Annotated in this window: 23 protein-coding genes; 10 read left to right on the plus strand and 13 right to left on the minus strand. The window is 30.9% G+C overall.

Annotated features, from left to right (window positions below; translation table 11 throughout):
- Positions 1-17: 17 nt before the first annotated feature.
- The 5 genes from uvrA to DTL3_RS00310 form a co-directional block, all read right to left on the minus strand.
- A complete protein-coding gene (gene uvrA / locus DTL3_RS00290; RefSeq protein WP_045087026.1) occupies positions 18-2,870 on the minus strand; it encodes an excinuclease ABC subunit UvrA in 2,853 nt (950 codons plus the stop codon).
- Between the two features lie 104 nt (positions 2,871-2,974).
- Positions 2,975-4,198 carry a uracil-xanthine permease family protein gene (locus DTL3_RS00295; protein WP_045087027.1) on the minus strand — a complete coding sequence of 408 codons (1,224 nt, stop codon included), beginning with the start codon at positions 4,196-4,198 and terminating at the stop codon, positions 2,975-2,977.
- 83 nt (positions 4,199-4,281) lie between these two features.
- Positions 4,282-5,121: a dihydroorotate dehydrogenase gene (locus tag DTL3_RS00300; RefSeq protein WP_045087028.1), complete on the minus strand. Its 840-nt coding sequence runs from the start codon at positions 5,119-5,121 to the stop codon at positions 4,282-4,284.
- Positions 5,112-5,834 (minus strand): iron-sulfur cluster-binding protein, encoded by a 723-nt coding sequence (locus DTL3_RS00305; RefSeq protein ID WP_045087029.1) that lies wholly within the window; start codon positions 5,832-5,834, stop codon positions 5,112-5,114. Before DTL3_RS00305 ends, DTL3_RS00300 begins: the two co-directional genes overlap by 10 nt.
- Positions 5,825-7,114, minus strand: a complete 1,290-nt coding sequence (locus DTL3_RS00310) for a dihydroorotase (protein ID WP_045087030.1) — start codon at positions 7,112-7,114, stop codon at positions 5,825-5,827. Before DTL3_RS00310 ends, DTL3_RS00305 begins: the two co-directional genes overlap by 10 nt.
- A 480-nt stretch (positions 7,115-7,594) precedes the next feature.
- Between DTL3_RS00310 and DTL3_RS00315 the strand changes: the two genes are divergently transcribed.
- From DTL3_RS00315 to DTL3_RS00360, 10 genes are all read left to right on the plus strand, one after another.
- On the plus strand, positions 7,595-8,152 hold the full coding sequence (locus tag DTL3_RS00315) for a macro domain-containing protein (protein ID WP_045087031.1): 558 nt from the start codon (positions 7,595-7,597) through the stop codon (positions 8,150-8,152).
- Positions 8,149-9,492 (plus strand): acyl-CoA synthetase family protein, encoded by a 1,344-nt coding sequence (locus DTL3_RS00320; protein ID WP_045087032.1) that lies wholly within the window; start codon positions 8,149-8,151, stop codon positions 9,490-9,492. The genes DTL3_RS00315 and DTL3_RS00320 overlap by 4 nt, the downstream gene beginning before the upstream one ends.
- Before the next feature lie 16 nt (positions 9,493-9,508).
- A complete protein-coding gene (polA, locus tag DTL3_RS00325) occupies positions 9,509-12,232 on the plus strand; it encodes a DNA polymerase I (RefSeq protein WP_231854015.1) in 2,724 nt (907 codons plus the stop codon).
- Between the two features lie 307 nt (positions 12,233-12,539).
- Positions 12,540-13,871 carry a 30S ribosomal protein S12 methylthiotransferase RimO gene (gene rimO / locus DTL3_RS00330; RefSeq protein ID WP_045087033.1) on the plus strand — a complete coding sequence of 444 codons (1,332 nt, stop codon included), beginning with the start codon at positions 12,540-12,542 and terminating at the stop codon, positions 13,869-13,871.
- Positions 13,840-14,358: a CDP-diacylglycerol--glycerol-3-phosphate 3-phosphatidyltransferase gene (pgsA, locus tag DTL3_RS00335; RefSeq protein WP_045087034.1), complete on the plus strand. Its 519-nt coding sequence runs from the start codon at positions 13,840-13,842 to the stop codon at positions 14,356-14,358. Before rimO ends, pgsA begins: the two co-directional genes overlap by 32 nt.
- Before the next feature lie 33 nt (positions 14,359-14,391).
- Positions 14,392-15,009 carry an RNA 2',3'-cyclic phosphodiesterase gene (gene thpR / locus DTL3_RS00340; RefSeq protein ID WP_045087035.1) on the plus strand — a complete coding sequence of 206 codons (618 nt, stop codon included), beginning with the start codon at positions 14,392-14,394 and terminating at the stop codon, positions 15,007-15,009.
- Complete coding sequence (gene recA / locus DTL3_RS00345) at positions 14,996-16,117, plus strand: recombinase RecA (protein WP_045087036.1); 1,122 nt, start codon at positions 14,996-14,998, stop codon at positions 16,115-16,117. Before thpR ends, recA begins: the two co-directional genes overlap by 14 nt.
- A gap of 6 nt (positions 16,118-16,123) precedes the next feature.
- Positions 16,124-16,612 carry a regulatory protein RecX gene (locus DTL3_RS00350; RefSeq protein WP_052670177.1) on the plus strand — a complete coding sequence of 163 codons (489 nt, stop codon included), beginning with the start codon at positions 16,124-16,126 and terminating at the stop codon, positions 16,610-16,612.
- Between the two features lie 53 nt (positions 16,613-16,665).
- Entirely contained in the window at positions 16,666-18,156 is a 1,491-nt protein-coding gene (rny, locus tag DTL3_RS00355) for a ribonuclease Y (protein ID WP_171820615.1), read from the plus strand.
- 288 nt (positions 18,157-18,444) lie between these two features.
- On the plus strand, positions 18,445-19,017 hold the full coding sequence (locus DTL3_RS00360) for a hypothetical protein (RefSeq protein WP_144403444.1): 573 nt from the start codon (positions 18,445-18,447) through the stop codon (positions 19,015-19,017).
- A 104-nt stretch (positions 19,018-19,121) separates the two neighbouring features.
- Here the strand turns inward: DTL3_RS00360 and DTL3_RS00365 are convergent, their stop codons facing one another.
- From DTL3_RS00365 to DTL3_RS00400, 8 genes are all read right to left on the minus strand, one after another.
- Positions 19,122-19,628, minus strand: coding sequence for a ferritin-like domain-containing protein (locus tag DTL3_RS00365; RefSeq protein WP_052670179.1), 507 nt, complete (start codon positions 19,626-19,628; stop codon positions 19,122-19,124).
- A 134-nt stretch (positions 19,629-19,762) separates the two neighbouring features.
- On the minus strand, positions 19,763-20,407 hold the full coding sequence (locus DTL3_RS00370; RefSeq protein WP_045087037.1) for a YciC family protein: 645 nt from the start codon (positions 20,405-20,407) through the stop codon (positions 19,763-19,765).
- Between the two features lie 80 nt (positions 20,408-20,487).
- Positions 20,488-20,826 carry a hypothetical protein gene (locus DTL3_RS00375; protein WP_231854016.1) on the minus strand — a complete coding sequence of 113 codons (339 nt, stop codon included), beginning with the start codon at positions 20,824-20,826 and terminating at the stop codon, positions 20,488-20,490.
- A gap of 77 nt (positions 20,827-20,903) precedes the next feature.
- Positions 20,904-21,434 (minus strand): class I SAM-dependent methyltransferase, encoded by a 531-nt coding sequence (locus DTL3_RS00380; RefSeq protein WP_052670181.1) that lies wholly within the window; start codon positions 21,432-21,434, stop codon positions 20,904-20,906.
- 33 nt (positions 21,435-21,467) lie between these two features.
- On the minus strand, positions 21,468-22,205 hold the full coding sequence (locus DTL3_RS00385; RefSeq protein ID WP_045088496.1) for a Nif3-like dinuclear metal center hexameric protein: 738 nt from the start codon (positions 22,203-22,205) through the stop codon (positions 21,468-21,470).
- Entirely contained in the window at positions 22,205-22,696 is a 492-nt protein-coding gene (locus DTL3_RS00390) for an adenosine-specific kinase (RefSeq protein ID WP_045087038.1), read from the minus strand. Before DTL3_RS00390 ends, DTL3_RS00385 begins: the two co-directional genes overlap by 1 nt.
- Positions 22,697-22,771: 75 nt before the next feature.
- Entirely contained in the window at positions 22,772-23,242 is a 471-nt protein-coding gene (locus tag DTL3_RS00395) for a YbhB/YbcL family Raf kinase inhibitor-like protein (RefSeq protein ID WP_045087039.1), read from the minus strand.
- Positions 23,243-23,507: 265 nt separating this feature from the next.
- Positions 23,508-24,302: a Nif3-like dinuclear metal center hexameric protein gene (locus DTL3_RS00400; RefSeq protein WP_045087040.1), complete on the minus strand. Its 795-nt coding sequence runs from the start codon at positions 24,300-24,302 to the stop codon at positions 23,508-23,510.
- Between the last annotated feature and the right edge of the window lie 28 nt (positions 24,303-24,330).

A 24,330-nucleotide genomic window follows, 5' to 3' on the forward strand; every position in this document is an offset into this window, starting at 1 on the left:
TTAAAAGGAGCTTTATTTTATTTATTAACAACTTTATTAACGTTTTTCTCCAATACTTTGCTTAGATAATAGCCTGTATATGTTCCGCTTTCTACTATATCTTCAGGAGTTCCAATAGCAACAACCCTACCGCCATTTTCTCCACCATCAGGACCTAAATCTATTATGTAATCAGCATTCTTTATAATATCTAACTCATGCTCAATAACAATAACTGTATTACCTTTTTCAACTAATAAATTGAGAACTTTAAGCAGCTTTTTAATATCCTCAAAATGCAATCCCGTTGTAGGTTCATCAAGAATATAAATCGTATTTCCCGTTGCTTTTTTTCTTAATTCAGAAGTTAACTTTATTCGTTGGGCTTCTCCACCTGATAAAGTCGTCGCAGGTTGGCCCAATCTAATATACCCCAATCCTACATCCTGCAATAACTGCAATATGTTATTTATCGCAGGTAAATTCCTAAAAAAATCCAAAGCTTCATCCACTGTCATATCCAAAACATCAGAAATATTTTTACCTTTATACGTAACCTTCAAAGTTTCTTTGTTGTACCTTTTACCTTTACATACATCACATGTAACATAAACATCTGGTAAAAATTGCATCTCAATTTTTAAGACCCCATGCCCCTTACATGCTTCACATCTTCCACCTTTAACATTAAAACTAAATCTTCCTTTGTCGTATCCCCTTATTTTTGCTTCAGGAGTCTGGGCAAAAACTTCTCTAATAAAATCAAAAACACCTGTATATGTAGCAGGATTACTTCGAGGTGTTCTACCAATTGGGCTCTGATCTATTGAAATTACGCTATCTATATATTCCAACCCTTCAATTTTTTGATATTTACCAGGTCTAGTTTTAGAATTGTACAATTCTTTCTGAAGAGCAGGATATAATGTATCCATAATCAATGAAGATTTACCAGAACCAGAAACTCCAGTTACTACAACAAATTTACCCAAAGGTATCTCCACATCTATATTTTTCAAATTGTTATGGGATGCACCTATAATTTTCAAAGATTGATTCTTTTCTACCCTCTTTTTTTCTAATATCTCTATTGTCTTTTGCCCTGCCAAATATTTTCCAGTTAAAGAATTGCCCGGGTTTTCAATTAACTTATTGGTAGGTCCCTGATAAATTACTCTGCCACCATTGGCGCCTGCGCCAGGCCCTAAATCTATTATATAATCTGAAGATCTTATAACATTTTCATCATGCTCTACTACTATTACTGTATTGTCTAGATCCCTAAGCTTTTCTAAAGTATCTATTAATTTATCATTATCTCTTTGATGAAGTCCAATAGTTGGTTCATCTAGTACATAGGTTACACCAGTTAAACCTGAGCCTATTTGGGTAGCAAGCCTTACTCTTTGAGACTCTCCACCTGATAGAGTAGTAGCATTTCTACCAAGTGTCAAATAATCTAGTCCTACATCAACCAAGAAAGTCAATCTTCTTTTAATTTCACGAAGTAATTCTCTAACAATTTCCATTTCAAATTCACTTAAATGCAAAGTTTCAAAGAATACTTTTAATTCTCCTATTGGTATTTCAGTAATGTCATAAATATTGTAACCATTAAGTTTAACGCTTAACGCTTCTTCTCTTAGTCTTTTACCTTTACAAGTTTGACATGTTTTTTGAATCATAAAATTATTTTCTATCCAATCTTTGATTTCTTTTGAATCTGTTTCTCTATACCTTCTTTCGTACCAATTAACCATACCTTCAAATTCCCTTGTAAACTCATATGATTCTCCATTACTTTTTGAAAATGAGAAATCTATTTCTCTATTTGTACCATATAATAGTGCATTTATAATCTTCTGTGGCATATCCTTTAACTTTTTTGAAGGATCTTCTCCATAACTTCTCACAACTTCCTTCATCATATTTACCATAAAAGTATCTTTGCCCATATTCATAGCTGCTCCATCTTCTAGAGATTTATTCATATCAAATATATAGTCGGGCTCTACTTCTAATTTAAAACCTAATCCATGACATTCTGGACATGCACCATATGGGCTATTAAATGAAAAGAGTTTTGGATTTATTTCAGGAAAACTGTATCCACATTTAGGACACGCCAAATTTTCGGAGAACATTTGAATTGAAAGAACTTTTTCATCTTTATCCACTTCTCTAATTTCTACAAATCCTTCTCCTTCTTTTAATGCAATTTCAACAGCTTCATATATCCTCTCAAAGTTATCCTTTCGCAACTTTATTCTATCCACTAAAAGATTTATAGTATGTCTAACTGTTTTAGTTAATGAATCAACCTCATCAAGATCAAACAGTTCTCCATCAATTTCTAACCTTTTAAAACCAGAAATTTTCATGTTACTTATTTCTTTTCTGAATTCACCCTTTTTTTCTTTTGCTATTGGTGCAAAGATGTATAACCTAGCATCTTCTTTAAAATTTTTATAAATATTATCTACAATCTCGTCTACTGTAGAACTTTCTAACGGTATTTCACATTTTGGACAAAAAGCTTTTCCAACTCTTGCAAACAAAACTCTTATATAATCGTATATTTCTGTTATGGTTCCTACAGTAGATCTTGGATTATGACTAACAGATTTTTGTTCAATTGCAATTGCGGGTGAAAGGCCTTCTATTAATTCAACGTCTGGTTTTTTTAAATTTCCTAAGAATTGTCTAGCATATGTTGAAACAGACTCTAAATATCTTCTTTGACCTTCAGCATATATAGTATCTAGCGCTAAAGTAGATTTTCCTGAACCTGATAAACCAGTTATTACAGTAAATGTATTCTTAGGTATTTGAATATCAATGTTTTTTAAATTATGTTCTCTCGCCCCAATTATTCTAATCCACTTTTCCATAAGAAGCCTCCCACTGTTGTAAAGTCAACAATATTATACTACTCAAAAATTAATTCTATGAGAAGCTAATTTTATCTTTTGAAAAAATGCCGAAAGACTCCCTTTCACTTAATTTCTATGTACTCTTTTTTATCTGAAACCTTGACTTTTTTATCTGCTTTTTTTAGCAGCTCATCGGGAAGAATTAGATTTAAAGAAATTCCAACTAACGAACTTAAAGCCACTCCTGCCATTTCAAAATTTCCTATAGTTATTTTTACCCCACCTAGTCCAATAGTAAGCATCACTGCAATAATCATTAAAACTTTAGGATTATCAAAATTTACCTTAGAATTAGCTAATGTTTTAACCCCAATTGAGGCTATCATTCCAAAAAGAATAAAACTCACACCTCCAATTACTGCATGTGGAATAGTCTGTAAAAATAAACCGGCTTTATTAAAAAAAGAAAATGCTATTGCAAGAACTGCTGCAATTCTTAATGTTCTAGGATCATAATTTTTAGTTATGGCAAGTACCCCAGTATTTTCACTATATGTAGTATTAGGAACAGAACCCATTAAACCTGCAAACATTGTAGCTAAACCATCTCCAATTAATGTCCTGTGTAAACCCGGATCTTTGACAAAATCCTTACCAACAACACTACCATTAGTAGTTATGTCTCCAATATGTTCCATAAAGGTGGCCAACACAACTGGAGCAATTATTAATATTGCATCCAACCTAAACTTAGGAATTACAAACTCGGGAACAGCAAACACTGATCCTGCTTTTAATATAGAAAAATCAACCTCACCCATTAAAGATGCTACTATGTATCCTACTGACATTCCAATAATAACTGATAAATTACTTACAAAACCTTTTGTCAATGTAGAAATTAATAAAGCAGTTGAAAGAGCAACTAATGCTATTATCCAATTTTCAGAGGCCATACTTACTGCAGTTGGAGCTAGTGTCATGCCAATAATTATTATCATTGTTCCTACAATATGTGGTGGAAATAATTTCGAAATTTTTTCTACCCCTACGATCTTAACAATCATCGCAAAAACCAAATAAAGAGCTCCCGCAACAACAGAACCCCCAGCAGCATAAGCATAATCTCCTGTTTGGGTAAAAACAGTGATTAAAGGTGCTACAAAAGCAAAGCTAGAACCAAGAAAAACAGGAACCTTCATCTTAGTACAAATATGAAATATAAGCGTACCAACCCCTGCAGAAAATAAAGCTAACTTTGGATCTATACCCACCAATAATGGAACTAAAATAGTTGCACCAAACGCAGCAAGCAAGTGTTGTAACCCTAAAACAAATTTTTTCACTAAACTCCCTCCCTGTTTATTTGCTCTTTTTACTCACTTTAGAAATTATAAAATGTGCATTATATATTAGAAACAACAAATATTCACAAATCGTCAATAATATTAATTGGTAATTGTGGATCCATCATAACTCCATAACCAATACCTACTAAAGTCGCCCCAACTTTTAAAAATTCTAAAACATCAGCTTTGCTAACAACGCCTCCCATCCCAATTATAGAAACATCAGGAAAGATTTTTTTAACTCTGTAAATACAGCTCAAGGCCAAAGGTTTTATTATAGGACCACTTACTCCTCCAAATCCACGTGAAAGTTCTACGGGATTATTCTTATCTAAATTCACTTTAGTCCCTTTTGGAGCGTTAATAAGGGTTAAACCATCAGCCCCGTTTTCAAGTACAATTTTAGCCAACTCTTCCAAATTACATTCAATACCTAGTTTTACAAATAAAGGCTTTTGCGATATCTTACTCGCTTGTTTAACAATCTTTTTTGTTTCTTCTAAATCATTTAAGATCGTGTCGCCTCCCTTATCAACATTAGGACAAGAAAGATTGAGTTCAATAATTTTTATATTGGTATTGTTAAGATTTTTGATCATATAACAAAATTCTTCAACGTTATAACCTCCTATACTTGCAATAACGTTGGTATTGAGTTCGTTTAAAAATGGCAGATCATCATTTAAAAAGGAGTCAAACCCCGAATTTTCTAATCCTATTGAATTAATTACTCCATTATCAATGTTTATTATTCTTGGTGGTGGGTTCCCAATTTTAGGCTTAAAGGTAATAGTTTTAGTTGTGAATCCTCCGAGTTTAGATAGATCTATGAATTCATTTAATTCTCTACCATTTCCTCCAGGTCCCGAAGCAATAACAATTGGATTTTTAAATTTAATCCCAAGAACATCTACTTCCACTCTAAATTCACCTCATTTGCTTTGAAAATAGGTCCATCCTTACATACCATCTTAACACCAGCTACAGTTTGAACAGGACAACCCTTACATAAACCAGACCCACATCCCATATTTTCTTCAAGGGAAACATAAGAACGATTCTTCATATTTGGAAAAGTGTCAAAAAAACTATTTAACAATCCTTTACTACCGCAAAGTATGGCTCCTGAATTTTCCAGTTTTTCTTGATTTTGAGATAGAAATTCTACTGGAGTCATTCCCATAATGTCGTCTATGAACAAAGTCAGTTTTGGAAGAATTGATTGTATGTATACCTCTTTAAAAGAAAATAGTGTGTCTTTTACTAACTGTGGATATTCTTTAGAAAAATAAATTAAAGGTGCTGAACCACATCCTCCACCTAACAGAATATATTTTTTTGTTAAATCAATTTTGTTGATTATTGGTACTCCATATGGTCCTCTTATAAGAAGAGAGTCTCCATACTTCAGAGAAGAAATTTTCTCAGTAAAAGATCCCACAATTTTTATTAGAAAAGATAAATAATTACCCTTTTCATCCATTACTGAAAAGGGTTTTGGTAAATTGAGAGAATCTAATAAATTTAACATAAAAAATTGACCAGGTTTTGAATTGAAGGTTTTATTTGTCTCAACAGTTAGAACAAAATAGTCTTTAATTACTTTTTTTTCAATAACTTTAACTAGTTCCACGTAAATCTTCCTCCTATAATTTTTATTACACCTGATACCATAACCATTTCTATTTTCCCAGGCAATGTTGAACCTAAAAAGGGAGTATTTTTTCCTTTAGAGACAAGTGATTTCTCTTCAACAAGCCATTCTTTTTCCAAATCCAATAAAACTAAATCAGCCAAATATCCCTCTTTTATATCTCCTATTAATCCCAAATCAAAAATCTTCGCAGGAAAATAAGTTACTTTATCAATTAACCTAGAAAAATCTATCTCATGGTTTTTAGAAATTAATATCAGGGATGAAAGCAGGGTTTCTACACCTGAGATCCCGTATGGTGCTTTAGTAAAATCTACAGATTTTTCTTCTTTAGTATAAGGTGCGTGATCACTTACAATAATATCTATAGTTCCATCTTTTATTCCTTCTATTAGGGCTAATTGATCATCAATTGTCGGAAGTGGGGGATTAACTTTTTTACTGGAAGAAAAATCTGAAATACTTTTGTCGGTAAAAAGAAGGTGATTATGAGTAACCTCAGAAGTAACTGGAATATTCTTTGTTTTTGCATTTCTTATTAAGTCAACTGACGATTTTGTAGAAAGATGAGCAATATGAATATGAGATTGAGTATATCGAGCCATTTCTATATCTCTAGCTACCATTATAGATTCAGCTACATCGGGAACCCCTGAAATACCATAATAATTAGAATAAAACCCCTCTCTAATACAACCCAGTTTTGATAACTCTTTGACTTCACAATGATTAATAATAGGTTTTTTTATCTTTTTTGTTATTTCCAAAGCTCTTAATAATAAATATGGATCTTCAACAGGATTTCCATCATCACTAAACGCCACAATCCCTCTATTACTAATCTTTTCCATCTCAACTAATTCTTTTCCTTCTCTTTTTTTTGTTACAGCTGATATAGAAAACAATTTAGCTAAATTAAGTTTTTCTGACTTTAGATTCAAATAATCTACAAGATAGGGATTATCAATGCAAGGATCCGTATTCGGCATCACCCCAACAGAAGTTACCCCACCATTCAATGCAGCTTTTAATCCTGTTTCTAAATTTTCTCTCTCTTCAAATCCTGGGTCCCTTAAATGAACGTGCATATCTATTAAACCTGGAATAAGTTTTTTAAACTTCGCATCAATAACCAAATTAAAATTACCCTCTATCTCTGTATCGCTAATCTGGCTTATTCTTTCATTTTCAATAACTATATTTTTTATTCCATTCGTTGAATGAGAAGTTGTATTGGCATTTTTTATAAGTATCTTCATAATTCCTTCCCCTTTCTAGATTATTATGAACTTAAGAATCACAGAACTATTTTTTATACTTATTCAAAGTTAAAAAGTACTAAAAGTGCCAAGCCTATTTCTATAGCGAATATAGAAAAAAAGCACCTGCCTACAAAGACAAGTGCTTTTTATAATACTTAGATATATAATAATTATTGGTTTCTACATATAATAATATATATTTATTTTTTTGGGTGAAAAAAAAATCCTGCATTTATATTTTTACCTACCTAATATTTATTGATAAATATTTTACCATCACGATTATTTATTTTGATTGCTTTACTGTTAATTTTGAAATAATATCAAGTTAACCATGCCCCCACTCCTTGTCTTTCTAACAAATATTTATTATTCAAAATCTGTTATAATATTAGAAATATAATACTTTATAATTTTTCTGTTAGTAATAATATTTATATTTCTAAATAGGTATCTGTGAATGTGGAGGAATAAAAAATGAACAAAATTGTAAATCAAATTAATTTAAATAACGTTTTTATAAAAATCATATATGGAGACATCACGGAAGAAAAGGTTGACGCAATTGTCAATGCTGCTAATTCTGAATTAAAACATGGAGGGGGTGTAGCAGAAACAATTGCAAAAAAAGGTGGGCCTACCATACAAGAAGAATCAAATGAATATGTTAAAAAACATGGATTTATTAAAACCGGAAATGTAGCAGTAACTGGTGGAGGAAAACTAAATTGTAAATATATAATTCATGCTGTAGGACCTATTTGGAAAGATGGAACAAATAATGAAGAAATACTTTTATATAGCGCAGTTTATAACTCATTAACAAAAGCTGATGAGTTAGGGCTAAAATCAATCGCACTTCCCGCAATCAGCGCTGGTATTTTTGGCTATCCAATTGAAAAAGCAGTAAAAATGTATTTTGCAGCCGTTTATGATTTTATTTGTCACAGCTCTAAATCTTTAAAAGAGATACGTTTTGTTGTGTATGATGAAAAACTATTAGAATACTTCTTGAAAGAATTTGATATTCAATGAGTTTTGTACGAACAGTTTACTTTTATAACAATCTTAGAAAAAATCTTTCAAAATCAAGAGAAGAAATTTTAAACATAAGAAAAACTAAATTCAATAAACTAGTAAAGTATGCTTATGAAAACATTCCCTTTTATAAAGCATATTATACTTCTTTTGGAATTAAGAAAAAAGATCTTGAATCTATTAATATTACAGATTTACCTACGATAAACAAAGGTATTTTGATGGATAACTTTGATAAATTCTTTATCGATAAAAGAATTACAAAAATACAGGTTGAAAAATTCTTATCAGATAACCCTGATCCAACATCCTTATTATTTAATAGATATTATGTAATTCACAGTTCAGGGACCAGCGGTAAAGTAGGTTTCTACTTATATAGCAGAAAAGAATGGGATTTTATAAAGGCTATATCCACAAGAATATTTTCTAATTTTACTATTACTCGAAAAAAATATGCTTTTTTAGGTGCAATTGATGGACATTATGCTGCAATTAGTCTTTTTTTATCCCCTTTACATCAGGTTGAGCAGTATTTTTATAAAGATTACCTTGTGATGGATATAAATCGCCCCTTACAAAACTATGTGAATGTATTGAATGAGTTTAAACCTCAAATTTTAACAGGATATCCAAATGGCATAAAAATATTAGCTGAACTTCAAAAGAAAGGTACCTTAAATATATACCCCCAAAATATTGTAACAGGAGGAGAAATCTTACAAAAAGATACAAAAATATTTATAAAAGAAGTGTGGGACAAAGCAGAATTAACCAACTCTTATGCAACTTCAGAATCATTGGCAATGGGGGTAGCCCGTGACGATCTTGATGGAATGTACATTTATGATGATGCTATTTGGCTTGAAATTCAAGAAAGTGGTTCTATATTAACCAATTTATATAATTATACCCTACCTCTTATAAGGTATCAGTTATCTGATAGTTTTCGTACATTAAGTGATAAAAATACAATATGGCCATTCACAAAAGTTGATGAAATAATTGGAAGAAGTGAAATAACTCCTATATTTATAAACGAAGACGGAGAAAAAGACTTTATACATCCAATAGTAATCGCTGAAATCTTTGTAGAAGGAGTAACTGCCTTTCAGTTTGTTCAAACCAGTGACGTATCTTTCATATTTAAAATCGTTATTTCTAAAGAATCCAAACTTTCTGAGACTCAAATAATCAATAATGTAAGAACAAAACTGAGCAATCTTCTTCAGAAAAAAAACATGAAGAATGTTTCCTTTGAAATTGAGGTCGTTTCAGAGTTAAAACCAGATCCTAAAACAGGAAAATTCAGATTAATAACAACTAATAAACAATAATTATTATAACGAGAAGGTGAGTAAAATAGGAGATTTATACTTAATAGATGGTTCTGGAATTGCATATAGAGCTTTTTTTGCATTAGGAGAATGGATGAGCACAAGTGATGGCATCCCAACTAATGCAATTTATGGAGTTACTAGAATGCTTTTAAAATTATTAAAAACATATGTTAAAAAAGATGAAGATTCCATTATTTTTGTTATGGATAAAAAGACTACTACATATAGAAATGAACTTCTTGAAAGTTACAAGGCACAACGGCCTGAAACTCCTGAAAAATATATTCAACAGATACCTTATATTTACGAACTTGTTGAAAATTTAGGTATCAAAGTAATCGCTATGGACAACTATGAGGCTGATGATGTTATTGCCTCCATTGTTGAGAAAAAAAAGAATCTTTATGATAAAGTATATATTATAACTTCAGATAAAGATATGATGCAGTTGGTAAAAGATAATGTATTCATTTTAAGGCCTGAAAAAGGCATTAGTGAAATTGTACTTTACGATGCAAAAGAAGTTGAAAATAAAATGGGTGTACCTCCAGAAAAAATTCAAGATTTATTAGCCCTTATGGGAGATGCTTCTGATAATATTCCTGGAGTAAAAGGAGTGGGTGAAAAAACTGCTCAAAAACTTCTTAAAGATTTCGAAAATCTAGAAGACATTTTTAATAATTTAAACAAAATAAAAGGGGCAGTTAAAAAAAAGTTAGAAGAACAAAAAGAAGAAGCGTTTTTAAGCAAAAAATTAGTCCAATTAATGACCGATGCACCTATAGAAGATATTTACAAAGATGAAGAAATCATATATAGAGGATTTAAAAAAGAATTAAAAGATTTGTTAATTCGTTTAGAATTTAACTCTATTTTGAAAGAATTAGATTTAGCTGAATCGCAAGATCAAATAAACAATGAAATAACAATGCAAAATACGGAGAATAAAGGAGAAAAGAGAAATTATTCATCAAAAGGAAAATATTCAATTTTCTCATCACAAAATTACAAAGAATTGTTTAAAATAATTGATGAACATGAAATCATTTCGATAGATTTCGAAACTACCTCATTGGACCCTTATGAAGCTGATCTGGTTGGAATAGCTATATGCATTAAACCATTTGAAGCTTATTTTTTAGATCTGTACAAAGACGATAAACGATGGAAAATAACAGAGGAACTGATAAATTTAATATCTAAAAAGAAGATAGTCGGACAAAACCTAAAATATGACGTATCAGTTTTGAAAGTTAATGAATTAAATCTAAACAATATTTATTTTGATACCATGATTGCCGCTTATCTCTTAAACCCTGACAGCAGAAGATTCAATCTTGATGATCTAGCAAAAGAATATTTAGATTATAAAACAATAAAATATAAAGAAATAATGGGAAACAATAATAAAAGTGACCTAAAATTATTAACCTTAGGAGATATGGACAAGAAAACAGTTGCTGATTATGCCGGAGAAGACGCAGACATTGCATATAGATTATTTGAAGTATTGAAACCTAAGTTAGAAGAATTTGACTTAATTGCCTTATTTGAAAAAATTGAAATGCCAACCATTAATGTTCTTTCCGAAATGGAAGTAAATGGCGTATATTTTGACTTAAAAGAATTAAAAGAACTTGAAGAAGAATATAACAAAAAATTAGATAGTTTACTTTCTCAAATGAGAAAAATGGCAGGATATGATTTTAATCCAAACTCTCCTAAACAGGTTGGAGAATTACTTTATGATCATTTAGGCTTAAAAGGAAAAAGAAAAACCAAAAGTGGTTCATATTCTACTGACGCTGATTCTTTAGAAGCTTTAAAAGATGAACATCCAATAATTGCAACGCTTCTAGAATATAGAAAGTATCAAAAACTTCTCTCAACTTATATAATCGCCATCCCTAAATTGGTAAATAAAAAGACGGGAAGGGTTCATACTTCCTTCAATCAAACCGGAACAGCAACCGGAAGACTAAGTAGTAGCGAACCTAATTTACAAAATCTTCCTATACGAGAAGAAGAAGGAGAAAGAATTAGGAAAACCTTAAAAGCCCAAAAAGAAGATTATTGCATATTAAGCGCAGATTACTCACAAATAGAATTAAGAGTTTTAGCTCATATAACAAAAGATCCTATTCTAATTGATGCTTTCAAAAACAATAAAGATGTACATTCACTAACAGCTGCTGCAATATTTGGTGTAAAATTAGAAGATGTTGACCAAAATATGAGAAGAATAGGCAAAACTGTTAATTTTTCTCTAATATATGGTTCATCAGCATATGGCCTATCTGAAAATCTCGGAATACCTGTAGAAGATGCCAAAAACTTTATTGATAAATACTTTGAAACGTATAAAAAAGTCAAAGAAATTCAGGAAGAAAGTTTAAAATTAGCAAAAAAGAATGGATATGTAGAAACAATTTTTGGCAGAAAACGATTCTTAAAAAATATCAAAACATCTAAGTCAGAATTAAAAAGAATCGCTATAAACGCCCCTATACAAGGAAGTGCAGCTGATATTATGAAACTGGCGATGATAAATATATATAATGAACTTCCAAAAGAGGCTAAGTTAATACTGCAAGTTCACGATGAAGTATTGATAGAACTACCAGAAGAAATTGTAGATAAGGTCACAACAATCGTTAAAAATTGCATGGAAAATGCTGTAGAATTAGATGTTCCTTTGAAAGTAGATGTAACTGTTGGTAAAAGTTGGCAAAAATAAATATTATACATATGTATAATATTTATTAAATTATATTCTTCTTTTTTTAAAAAAAATCTGATATAATTCAATTAACTAAAATATTATAGTGTAATTGATAAACTAAAACTAGCATGATTATTACAAAGTATAGAAAATTGAATCTACAGAAATTAAAATATTGATTTTATAAGGGTACAATGGTGGAGTTTTCCTCCACTTGTTTGAATTATAATATCTTTGAAAAGTGAAATTTTAAATTATTAATTGAATATAAGTTTTAGAATTTTTAAAGTGATTATAAACAAAGAATTCATGGAGGTAATTGATGAACAGGTTCCATATAGTGAAACTAGGTTGTCCAAAAAATGACGCTGATTCAGAAATCCTTAGAGGTATACTGGAAAGTAAAGGCTATGAATATACATCCAATCCTGCAAATGCAAATTATATTTTTATAAATACATGCGGTTTTATAGAAGACGCCAAAAAAGAAAGTATTGAAGTGATATTTGAATATCTTATGCTTAAGAATGAAAAAAAAGATTTAAAAGTTATTCCATTTGGTTGCCTGTCAGAAAGGTATTATACAGAAATATTAGAAGAAATACCCGAGCTTGATGGGCTTTATGGCGTATTATCGCCCTATACTATTGTTGACAAATTAGAAAATGGCGTGTGTATGTACAAAGATACAGAACCAGAAACTATTTATGAATATAAAGCTAGATCTAAGCCTTCTGAATATTATGCATATGTTAAAATTGGTGATGGATGTAACAGAAATTGCACTTTTTGTTCTATACCTTCCTTTAAAGGTAAACCAAAAAGTCGGGATATAATTGATATTAAAAAAGAAGTCGAATTTCTGGTTAATAATGGTGTGAAAGAAATCATTTTAGTATCGCAAGATAGCTGTTTATATGGTGTTGACAATTACAAAAAACAAGCTCTACCTGAGTTATTAAAAACGTTAAACACCATAAAGGGTGAGTTTTGGATAAGGGTAATGTATTTACACCCAGATTTTTTAAATAAAGAAATAATTGAAACCATTCATTACACTGATAAAGTAGTTAAGTATTTTGATGTACCTATTCAACACATTTCTTCCAACATTTTAACCAGAATGGGTAGGATAAAAAAGAAACAGGATTTAATTAATCTAATAGAGCAAATAAGAAAATATCCATCCGCAATAAGAACAACTTTAATGGTAGGATTTCCAGGCGAAACCGAAGAAGATTTTTTTGAGCTTATAGATTTTGTAAAAGAAATAAAGTTTGAAAGGCTTGGAAGCTTTACTTATTCTAAAGAAGAAGATACACCTTCATATAACATGCCAAATCATGTAGATGAAGAAACAAAAATAAAGAGACAAGAAGAACTTATGAGCACTCAACAAAAAATATCAAGTGAAGTTATGAACTCTTTTGTAGGAAAAACTTTAAAAGTATTAGTCGAAGAACAAGAAGATAATGTTTATATTGCAAGAACTTATCTTGATGCTCCAGAGATTGATGGAAACATCTTTTTTAAATGCAAGAAAAAGATAAAGCTTGGGGAGTTTGTAAACGTAAAAGTAACCGGAAATTATGAATACGATCTGGAAGGAGAAGTAGTAGAGAATGAATATTCCCAATTTATTAAGCCTTTCTAGAATATTTCTAGCTATACCTGTCTTTATACTAACAGCATTAGGAGAAAAATATTTCATAGCAGCATTAATAGTATTCATTGTTGCTTCGTTAACAGACTTATTTGACGGATTAATTGCTAGAAAAAAGGGACAGGTTACTGATCTTGGCAAATTTCTTGATCAAATATCTGACAAAATACTAATAAATTCTACTTTTATTGCATTATTAACCACAGGAAATATTCCTGGATGGTTTGTAGCATTAATTGTTGGCAGAGATACGTATGTTAGTGGTCTTAGAATGTTTTTAGCAAGTAAAGATATTATTATACCCGCTGACATCTTAGGAAAAATAAAAACAGTTCTAGAAATAGTCTTAATTGTATTGATTTATTTGCAACTTTGGAATATTCTTAGCAATATCTTGTTGTACTTAACACTTATCATAAGTTTGGTCTCTGCTGCAAATTACACTATCAAAAATTTGAAAGCATTTACAGAGGCTTAACGAAGTTAAGTAACACAAAGGAGGAGCTTTATTATGATTGAGTCAAAGAAAACTAAGCAGCAGTTAGATGCAGATAAAGTTCGATCATTTATCGCAATCGAAACCAATCAAAAAGTTAAAAAAACTTCTGATGAACTTATAGAAAAACTAAAAAGAATGGGTTTTAGAGCTTCCTGGACGAAAACAAGCAATACCCATTTGACACTTTTTTTTCTTGGTGATCAGAATATTACTAAATTAGCTCAGCTAGCTTATAAAATAGGAGACAGGCTTGCTGGATTTCCAACCTTTCATTTCTATGTTGAAAAATTAGGATTTTTTGAAAGGAACTCTATTCCTAGGGTGTTATGGCTAGGAATAAGAGAAGATACCACCTTAAATGGGTTATATGAAGAAATAAAAAAAGTTCTCAAAATGTGTGAGTTTGAAGTAAAAGAAAATGTTTTTACACCGCATATCACTATTGGAAGAGTTAAAAACTATCCTAAACATTGGAAAGAACTTTTAAGTTCAACTAGTTTTGAAGAAATAAAAGTTTTTGTCAATTCAATAGAGATATATTCTTCAGAGTTGACAAAAAATGGACCTATGTACAATAAGTTGTATACAATTGATTTTGAGGGAGGCGTAATAATTAATGGCCAAAGATGATTCTAAAGATATCAATAAAGATGCTTTGCTTGAGAAGTTAGTCAAAGAGCTTGAAAAAACGCATGGAACAGGATCTGTAATGATAATGGGAAAAGGTTTAGACAACAGAGATATTTCTGTAGTTCCTACAGGATGTTTATCTCTTGATATAGCATTAGGTATTGGGGGTTATCCTAGAGGAAGAATAATTGAAATATACGGAAATGAGGCATCAGGAAAAACAACTCTTGCACTTCAAGCACTAGCAGAGGTTCAAAAATTGAACGGAATAGCTGCGTTTATAGATGCCGAACATGCTTTAGACATAGAATATGCTAAAAAACTTGGGGTTGATGTAGATAAATTAATTGTTTCTCAACCCGATTTTGGAGAACAAGCCTTAGAAATTGTTGATTCATTGGTTCGCTCTAATATTGTGGATATAATCGTTGTAGATTCAGTTGCAGCTTTGGTTCCAAAGGCGGAAATCGAAGGTTCTATGGGGGATGCACATGTAGGACTTCAAGCAAGACTAATGTCTCAGGCATTAAGAAAATTAGCTGGCAGTGTAAGTAAATCAAAGTCTATTGTTATATTCATAAACCAAATAAGAATGAAAATTGGCGTATTATATGGAAATCCTGAAACAACTACTGGTGGAATTGCTTTGAAATTCTATTCTACAATAAGAATTGAAGCTAGAAAGGGAGCAGCAATAAGAGAGGGAAAAGACCAAATAGGAAATGAGAGTGTTCTAAAAGTTGTTAAAAATAAAGTTGCCCCGCCTTTTAAAGAAGTTAATGTTGATATGATATTCGGTCGAGGATTTGCAAAGGAAAACGATATATTCAATTTAGCCTTAGAAGAAGGCTTAATTCAACGAAAAGGTGCATGGTTTTCGTATATCGATGATAAAGGTGAAGAAATAAGTTTAGGACAAGGCAAAACTAATTCTGTTGCTTATCTTATCCAGAATCCTGATATTTTGGATTATCTAGAATATACAATAAGAAAAAAACATGGAATCGTGGTACCTGATTATCTAACAGAAAAATTTGAGAAACCTAATAAAGCAAAAAATAAAGAAACTGAAAAGGAAAAGGAAAAATCAAAAGAGAGTGAGAAATAAATAAAGTTGAAAAAGAAAAATCCAAAAATTGATCCTTTTGACGAAAAAGCAGCTGAAAAAGCTGCATTGAGTTTAATAAAATATAGAATAAGATCAGAAAAAGAACTTTTTCAAAGGCTAAAAATGAAAGGTTTTTCTGAAGAAACTTCTTTATCAATAATTGAAAAATTCAAAGATAGTGGACTGTTAAATGATGAACTATTCGCTTATTTATTTAGTTATGATAAATTAACCCTTGATAAAAAGGGACCCATGTTCATAAAAAACGAACTAAAACGGCTAGGTGTAGAAGAAAAATACATAGACAAGGCATTAAATAAAATATCTGATGAAATAGATTTACATGAAATAGCAACCGAAATTGCAAGAAAATATTACACTAAAACCAAAGATGAGCTTAAAACTAGGAAATATTTATATAGAAGAGGTTTTGAGCCAGACATAATAAACTGTGTTATAGAAGACTTGAGAGGTGATCAAAATTGGGAGAATTAATTATAACAACTATAATTTGTGCATTTGTTTTTATTTTATCGTTATTTTTAGGGATTAACATTGGTAATAAAAAAGTCATAGGTTCTTTAAAAGAGAAAAAAGCAAACCTTGAATCTGAATTAGAAAGCAAACAAAAAGAAATACAAGAACTTTTACAAAAAGCTGAAGAAGAAGCAAAAACTTTAAGGCAAAAAGAAATTGTACAAGCTAAAGATGAAATACAAAAGTTACGAGAACAATTTGACCTAGAAATAAAAAAGCAGAGAGACGAACTAAAATCCATGGAAGACAGGTTAATTCGAAGAGAAGAGCTTTTAGATAAAAAAGAAGAAAATATAGAAAAACTTAAAGAAAAGTTAGAATCACAAATTGCTAATACCCATCAACTAGAAGTTGAATTAGAAACCAAATTAAATGAAATTGCAAAAATTTCAGAAGAAGAAGCTAAAGAAATAGTCTTAAAACAAACAAGGGAAAAATATGAATTAGAAATCGCTCAGAAATTCAAAGAAATTAAAGAACATTACGAAGAAGAATCAAAAAAGTATGCAAGATGGGTAATTACTACAGCTATTCAAAGATACGCATCAGATGTAACAGCGGAACTTACTACCTCTACCGTTTCACTACCTACTGATGACATGAAAGGTAGAATTATTGGTAGAGAAGGAAGGAATATACGAACTTTTGAGAAACTAACAGGTACCGATCTAATAATTGATGATACACCAGAAATTGTGGTAATATCTTCTTTTAATCCTTTAAGAAGAGAAATTGCTAAAAGAACCTTAGAAATGTTAGTAGCAGATGGTAGAATTCATCCAGCAAGAATTGAAGAACTATACGAAAAATCAAAAAAAGAAGTTGAGGAATATATTAAAGAAGTTGGAAAAGAAGCTGTGTTAAGGGTAGGAATCAAACAACCACATAATGAAATCATAAAATTACTTGGAAGGCTAAAATTCAGAACAAGCTATGGACAAGATGTTTTGGAACATTCCATAGAAGTGGCTCAATTTGCTGGGCTTATGGCAAGTGAGTTAGGTCTTAACGTAGAATTAGCCAAAAGAGCTGCTCTATTTCACGACTTGGGAAAAGCAGTTGACCATGAAGTTGAAGGGTCGCATGCATTAGTTGGAGGTCAGATTGCAAGAAGGTATGGAGAAAAAATGGAAGTAGTGAATGCAATTCAATATCATCATGATGAAGTTGACCCAATGACACCGGAAGCAGTCTTAGTCGCAGCAAGCGATGCACTATCCGCTTCTAGACCAGGAGCCAGAAAAGAAACTTTAGAAAATTATATAAGGAGAATCGAGCAACTCGAAGAAATTGCAAAGAGTTTCAGACATGTTGATAAGGCTTATGCAATTCAAGCTGGAAGAGAACTGAGAGTTATCATTCAGCCAGATAAAGTAGATGATTCTATAGCTGAAAAATTAGCTCATGATATAGCTGTTCAAATCGAAGAAAAAGTTCAATACCCTGGTGTTATTAAAGTTACTGTTATAAGAGAAAAACGAAGTGTAGCATATGCTAGTTAATAAATAATAATTTAACAAAAGTCAATTACCCACCGCCCCTAGAGGCGGGGGCTTGTAGAAATACAAGCTCGGTTGATTAGCCTATGTCATTAGCTTTTGCTAATGATTAGTTATAGCAGAATATATAGTCACCGTGGGATGCTCCACAAGTCCCATGCTCTGAGGGTAATGGTTAAACATCTCTGAGGGGTAGGAGAAGTGCTGTTACCATTAAACCTGCTATAACATTGGCGATGTGGACCTACAGGCTTCGGCCTGACTTACCTTGATGGAGGTAAATTGTATGGAATGAAGCCTGTTCAAAAACCATTAAAGGACGCAACATTTATGTCTACTATAAGATGGAAATTGGTCAATGCGCTGATGTGTGACTACACTTACGGTTATATTACAAAATCCAAAAGAGTAAGTCTTGGTTTGGAAAAGACACATTATAACGATGCATTTTGCATAGCAGGTGGAATTAATCAACAGAGAATAGAACCTATCTATTTTGAGCAAATTAGGAGAAACAATCGTTCACTCGAAAAGTTCTATGATGCAAAATATGTTGATATAAGAGATAAGTCTATTAAAACAGGACAAGAGCTTTTCTGTGGTAGAAGGACACGGAACAAAAACTTAAATGAAGAAAATCTTCATAAGTATCGTGGAGCTAAAAAATCAAAAGGCAGAAGAAATATTCGTAAGCAAAGATACGCTTATCAGCCTAAAGATATTGTTACCTTTGAGAGCAAAAAATATTCAGTTCAAGGTGTACAGAACAAAGGTAAATATATTAAGCTAATGGAAATGTCTAAGCCAGTTAAAACAGATTTAGTTAAGCCATATATGTTTAGGAAAGGATTTAGTATGTTTTAGAACTGCAATTCATCACCCACTTACAGAAGTGGGAGTCTGCTGGCAGGAAAATGATAAAATTAAAAAGTAGGGATGCTATAAGGCATCCCTACTACTATTTAACTCTAAAATAGAGGCTCAACTTCAACATGTTCCCAATAATCTTTTGCAGTTTTTTGATACAACTTATAAATCATGTCTCTGTGATTCTTTTCCCACTCTGCTAAATGTTTTAAAATCTTCTTGAGTTCTTCATCCTCCACTCTTTCAGCAGCTTGATTGTAAAAATTCATAAAGTCTTCTTCTATCAAATAAGCCATCCTCAAAACAGGAATATCAGATCTTAGCGCACTAAAATCCCCAGAATATGGTATTTCCTGTTCAGCTTTTTTACGAAAGGATTGACCTATATCTGTTTCTTGCCTAAAATGTACATAATCATGTTCATCTATTTCATTTATAAGACTGGTTATATAATCTGCATGATTTTTCTCCATGTTACTAAGTTCTTCAAATGTTTCTTTTACCTGTTTAATTTTTACAGTTTTTGATTTAGACTCATAAAATTGCATGCCTTCAATTTCCTTGGCTAACGCATATTCCAATATACCTAAAGCCTTTTTTTTATTCAAATAAAACACCTCCTCTATAATTTCAAATATACTCACTTTAGAAATTCTAAAATCCTTACTTTATGTATGTTTTGAATTTGATTATTTACACAAAAAATCCTCGACTTCTAATCTTCACTAACGCTAAATTTCTTTTAATCTTGTTTATTTTCTTTAACCTGAGGTTTTTGAGGAGCGACTACTTGATTGTTATCATGATAATATACATAAAGATAAGGAAGCCACAAAAACTCAAGTAAGGTTGATATATAAACACCTATATAAGGTATTAATCCCAAAAGAAATATGGCAACCAATACAATTAATATCTGGAAAAAATGTTCTGCCTTAAAAACAAAAGAAAAACTTTTTCTTATTGAATCAGCTAATGAAACATCTTCTACCACAAAAACACAAGGAGAAAAAATAAGAAAAAGTGCTAAAATAATACCTGGTATCACAAAAGCCATAAATCCTATAGAAATTAAAAAACCTACAAAAATCGAAAGTATCGTAATATCAAGAAAAAGTTTCTTAATCCTTGCAAAACTATCTCTCATGTCAGCTTTTTCATATTCTTTAAACTCGTTATACAATATTGTAGTCCATGCATAGAAAAAAGTGTTAAAAATCCCTGTTAGCATGACTGAGACAAAATAAGCGACTGGACCAAATTGGCCAATAATATCAAAAATAATAGTAAGTAATATGCTAATGAAAAGAGGAATAAGTATTATAGGCTCTTTACTAAAAGCAATTTTAAATGGTTCCACAAAAACGTTGTACAATTGTATCTTCATTTTAATTCCCCCTCGTAAGGTAGTAAATGAGTAGCAGTTAATTCAAAGGTACAAAAGTACTTATTTTTAATGATTATTAATTAGTTTATAAATTGTGAAATTATATCTTCTTGTTCCTCCTCGGAAAAATCAAAATAACTTTCAAGATAATAATGCATTATCTCATGAACTAATGTACTATAAAATATTCCTTTCTTGTGCAATACGTCAAACGGTAAGGTTACTATATAATAATCGTTTTTTGATACTATCAACGCACCTGCATAATATGAGTAAGGTAATTTAGTTAATTCAGTAAACTCTTCAAGAGAACTTGCCTCTAATACTGCGATTTGCTCATTAAACTTTATACAAAACTGATTTGAAAAATTTACTAATCTGTCATCTTCTATATGAAGGGTAGCTGGAAAATAATACAAATTAAAGGAAAAACAAACCAAAGGTATAAAAATTAACAGGATAAAAAAATATTTTGTCATTTTACCTCATTCTTCATTCACTCATAAAAGATATAGTTAATCTTTTTCTCATAAACATAGACATCCTTTTCGTATTTGCTAGGTCTCCAATTAGGAAACGTCCAATAATTAGATATTACTCGTGCACCAGGTTTTAATTCATACATAAGTTTTTTTTCTAATCTATCCATTGCAAAACTCACCTGAAAAACTGTAATAATGTCATACTGGGACAAATCAACTTTCCAAAAATTATTCCAATGAATAAAAGCCTTTCCTTTCAACCCAGCCTTTCTAATATTTATTCTTGAAATGATAACTAATAAAGGGTTAATCTCGTATCCGTGAGCTTGGATACCTTTTTTTGCAAACTCAATAACTACCCTTCCATCTCCTGAACCTAAATCAACCGACTTTTCTCCAGGTTTAATCTGGGCAAGTTCAACCATTTTTTTAACTGCTTCCTTATTACTTGGATCATAGATAGCCCCTTTCAACGAAAAAGGAATTATCCAAAAAAATAAAAAATAACCTATAGTTATAATCACAAAAATAAGCACAATCCACATAATTTCTCCTAAAGAATCTAAAATTAAATCGATTTAAATTTCGTTGTAAATATCTATAAATTCAACTTCTATACCAAAACTATTTCTGATTAAATCTCCTATATTTTTGATTCCAAAAACTTCTGTTGAATAGTGTCCTGCATTAATAAAATTAATACCCATTTCAGCAACAATATTTCTAGTTTGTTCTTTAACCTCTCCAGTTATAAAAGTATCTATTTTATTTTCAACACTCTCCAAAAAAGAGGAACCACCTCCTGAACAAACCCCAACGGTTTTTACAAATTTGTTATTTTGATAGACAAGTAGGGGTTGAGGATTGAAAAGCTTTTCTACTTGTTTATGAAAATCCATAAATAAAATAGGATCTTCGTATTCACCTATAAAGGTTACATCTACCTTTTCTTTAATATTTAGATTTAATGATTTTAGTATACTAACATTGTTTCCATATTCTTCATGTCCATCTAAAGGAAGATGATAAGCCATCAACGTCAAATTGTTTTTTATGACCTTTTCTACTCTTCTTTTTAAATATCCTTTCAGTTCAAAAAAATCTTTTCCAAAAATTCCATGATGAACCAACAAAAGATCACAGTTTTCTTTTATAGCTGTACTAATAAATTCTTCATTAAATGATACCCCTACAGCTATTTTGTTAATAGTGTGAGCCCCTTCAATCTGTATCCCATTATGGCAAAAGTCATCATAATCCCATGGTTTTAATATAGAATTTAAAAAATTCTCTAATTCAAAAATATTAATAGCCATCATCTTTTATATTGTGTAATTTTTCTCAAAAAGTCTTCCCTATTTTCAATATCCTTCTGATTTTCTATGCCTAAAGGTTTAAACCCATCAATAACACCTAAAATACCTCTTCCTTGTTCACTTTCAGCAATGATTATTTGAAGAGGATTTGCAGTAGCAGCGAAAATACCAATAACTTCTTGAACATTTTGTAATTGATTCTTTATATTTATTGGGAAACCCTCTTTCAATACAATGACAAAGCAATGTCCTGCCCCAATCTTTTGAGCATTTTCTACTGCAATTTTAATCAGCTCTTCATCATTTCCATCAAATCTTATAAGTCTTGGACCAGAGGCTTCAATAAATGCTATTCCAAACTTTAAGGAAGGGTTGGTAGTCACTATACATTCATAAATATCTTCTACAGTCTTTATAAAATGGGATTGACCTATGATTACATTTGCATCTTCAGGTATTGTTACTTGAACTAAATCTAATTTAAAATCCATAATTTTCCTCCTATACTTTCAGTTAATTAATCCAATGAAATACAATAATTTATAGTATAGACAATTTGATCTTACTCAAGTTCTTTTGTATAGTCCAACTATCTCAGCTTGTTCAATTATGTGACCGTTCATAGCTTCTAAAAGGTCCTCTTTCTTTGAACTTTCGGGTAGATCTAACTCAGTATCTAATGCATATATTTTAAAGTGATAATGATGGACTCCATGACCTACAGGTGGGCAAGGACCTATATAACCTATCTGATAAGCACTATTTTTGCCTTGTCTCATCGATATAGGAGAGGTAACTACGTGCATTTTAGGGATAGCTTCAGGTATCTCATTTACCGCTTCAATATTCCAAGCAACCCAGTGTACGAATGTGCCTCGAGGAGCGTCAGGATCATCCATTATTAATGCAAGATATTTTGTGTTATTTGGAATTTCTTCAATGATCAAAGGCGGATTAATGTCTCTCCCTTCACATGAATACTTACTCGGAATATAATCATTGTTCTTAAAAACAGGTGAAGAAATTTTCATACCCATTTCTATTCCTCCTTTGACAAACTCAAAAAAACGAATTTGTAATTAAAAACACCTACATTATTTATTATATCACAATTTGATTTAAAAAATCTGTTCTTATTGTTAAACAAACACTTACATGTCTTTGTAATTTAATAATAAGATAATTTTTGATTTTTCTGTAATGAGTAAAAAAATCCATCAAACAGAGCTTACAATCTTTTTAATAAATCTGTAGATTAATAACCAGCTTGAGAAAAGTGAAAGATATTATTAAAAGATTTTGTTAATAGACACAAAAAAGCGGTTCAAGGTCAATATAATGGACTGGAATACTTGGAAATTTTAACTTTATTAAGTTTGCAACATATTCCATACCTGGCTTTTCGCTTTCAGCATGTCCTAAAACAATCAAAGCCTTATGATTGCCTTGCCTAATTGCGTCTCTAACATATTCAGGGGCTTCCCATTCAGGACCTTCTCCATAAATTACTAAATCAAGACTTTCTTTATGAAAAAGAGGTATAATCATTTCACCGGTTCCCCTATAACCAACTAATATGCCTACTCTCCTACATTCCATTGATAAATCTCCCATATATCGTATATAATCTATATCTAAAGATTTTTTTATATCTTGTATAATCTCAAGTAAACTTTTTTTAGGAATTTCAATTATTGAATAAGTTTGACTTCTATTAACCTCATAAATATCCAAAGATAATCTCTTTAATAATCCTGCCATAATACCATCTGGTTGATATCTATGAATGTTGTCATGAAACCTAAAAATTGACAAACTATTTGATTCTATTAAGTGTAGCTTTTGCTTAAAAACCGGATCCGATTTCAAAAACTCAGTATTTCCAATATGGCTATAAAAAATCCCTTCATGAGTGATAATAAAATTATTTCCAAGTTTGATTGACTGTTCAATTACCTCTTGAGTGGCTAAAAAAGTTACAGAAATTCCAGTTACTATAGTTTCAGGATCACCAAATAGAAGTTTATCAACAGTAGCTTCACTACTTAATTTTGGAAGAACTATTGCATTAATTACATCTTGAACAGTAATTTCCATTTTTATCACCTCTTTACTGCCCTATTCT

The sequence above is a fragment of the Defluviitoga tunisiensis genome (genome assembly GCF_000953715.1).
GTDB classification, from domain to species: Bacteria; Thermotogota; Thermotogae; order Petrotogales; family Petrotogaceae; genus Defluviitoga; species Defluviitoga tunisiensis.

Excerpts from the sequence above, each read along its gene's own strand:
- rimO (WP_045087033.1), top strand. The coding sequence starts at position 12,540 with ATGAACAGGTTCCATATAGTGAAACTAGGTTGTCCAAAAAATGACGCT.
- DTL3_RS00320 (WP_045087032.1), top strand. The coding sequence starts at position 8,149 with ATGAGTTTTGTACGAACAGTTTACTTTTATAACAATCTTAGAAAAAAT.
- DTL3_RS00310 (WP_045087030.1), bottom strand. The coding sequence starts at position 7,114 with ATGAAGATACTTATAAAAAATGCCAATACAACTTCTCATTCAACGAAT.
- thpR (WP_045087035.1), top strand. The coding sequence starts at position 14,392 with ATGATTGAGTCAAAGAAAACTAAGCAGCAGTTAGATGCAGATAAAGTT.
- recA (WP_045087036.1), top strand. The coding sequence starts at position 14,996 with ATGGCCAAAGATGATTCTAAAGATATCAATAAAGATGCTTTGCTTGAG.
- DTL3_RS00400 (WP_045087040.1), bottom strand. The coding sequence starts at position 24,302 with ATGGAAATTACTGTTCAAGATGTAATTAATGCAATAGTTCTTCCAAAA.
- DTL3_RS00370 (WP_045087037.1), bottom strand. The coding sequence starts at position 20,407 with ATGAAGATACAATTGTACAACGTTTTTGTGGAACCATTTAAAATTGCT.
- DTL3_RS00360 (WP_144403444.1), top strand. The coding sequence starts at position 18,445 with ATGAAGCCTGTTCAAAAACCATTAAAGGACGCAACATTTATGTCTACT.
- uvrA (WP_045087026.1), bottom strand. The coding sequence starts at position 2,870 with ATGGAAAAGTGGATTAGAATAATTGGGGCGAGAGAACATAATTTAAAA.
- DTL3_RS00395 (WP_045087039.1), bottom strand. The coding sequence starts at position 23,242 with ATGGGTATGAAAATTTCTTCACCTGTTTTTAAGAACAATGATTATATT.
- pgsA (WP_045087034.1), top strand. The coding sequence starts at position 13,840 with ATGAATATTCCCAATTTATTAAGCCTTTCTAGAATATTTCTAGCTATA.
- DTL3_RS00315 (WP_045087031.1), top strand. The coding sequence starts at position 7,595 with ATGAACAAAATTGTAAATCAAATTAATTTAAATAACGTTTTTATAAAA.
- DTL3_RS00380 (WP_052670181.1), bottom strand. The coding sequence starts at position 21,434 with ATGTGGATTGTGCTTATTTTTGTGATTATAACTATAGGTTATTTTTTA.
- DTL3_RS00385 (WP_045088496.1), bottom strand. The coding sequence starts at position 22,205 with ATGGCTATTAATATTTTTGAATTAGAGAATTTTTTAAATTCTATATTA.
- DTL3_RS00390 (WP_045087038.1), bottom strand. The coding sequence starts at position 22,696 with ATGGATTTTAAATTAGATTTAGTTCAAGTAACAATACCTGAAGATGCA.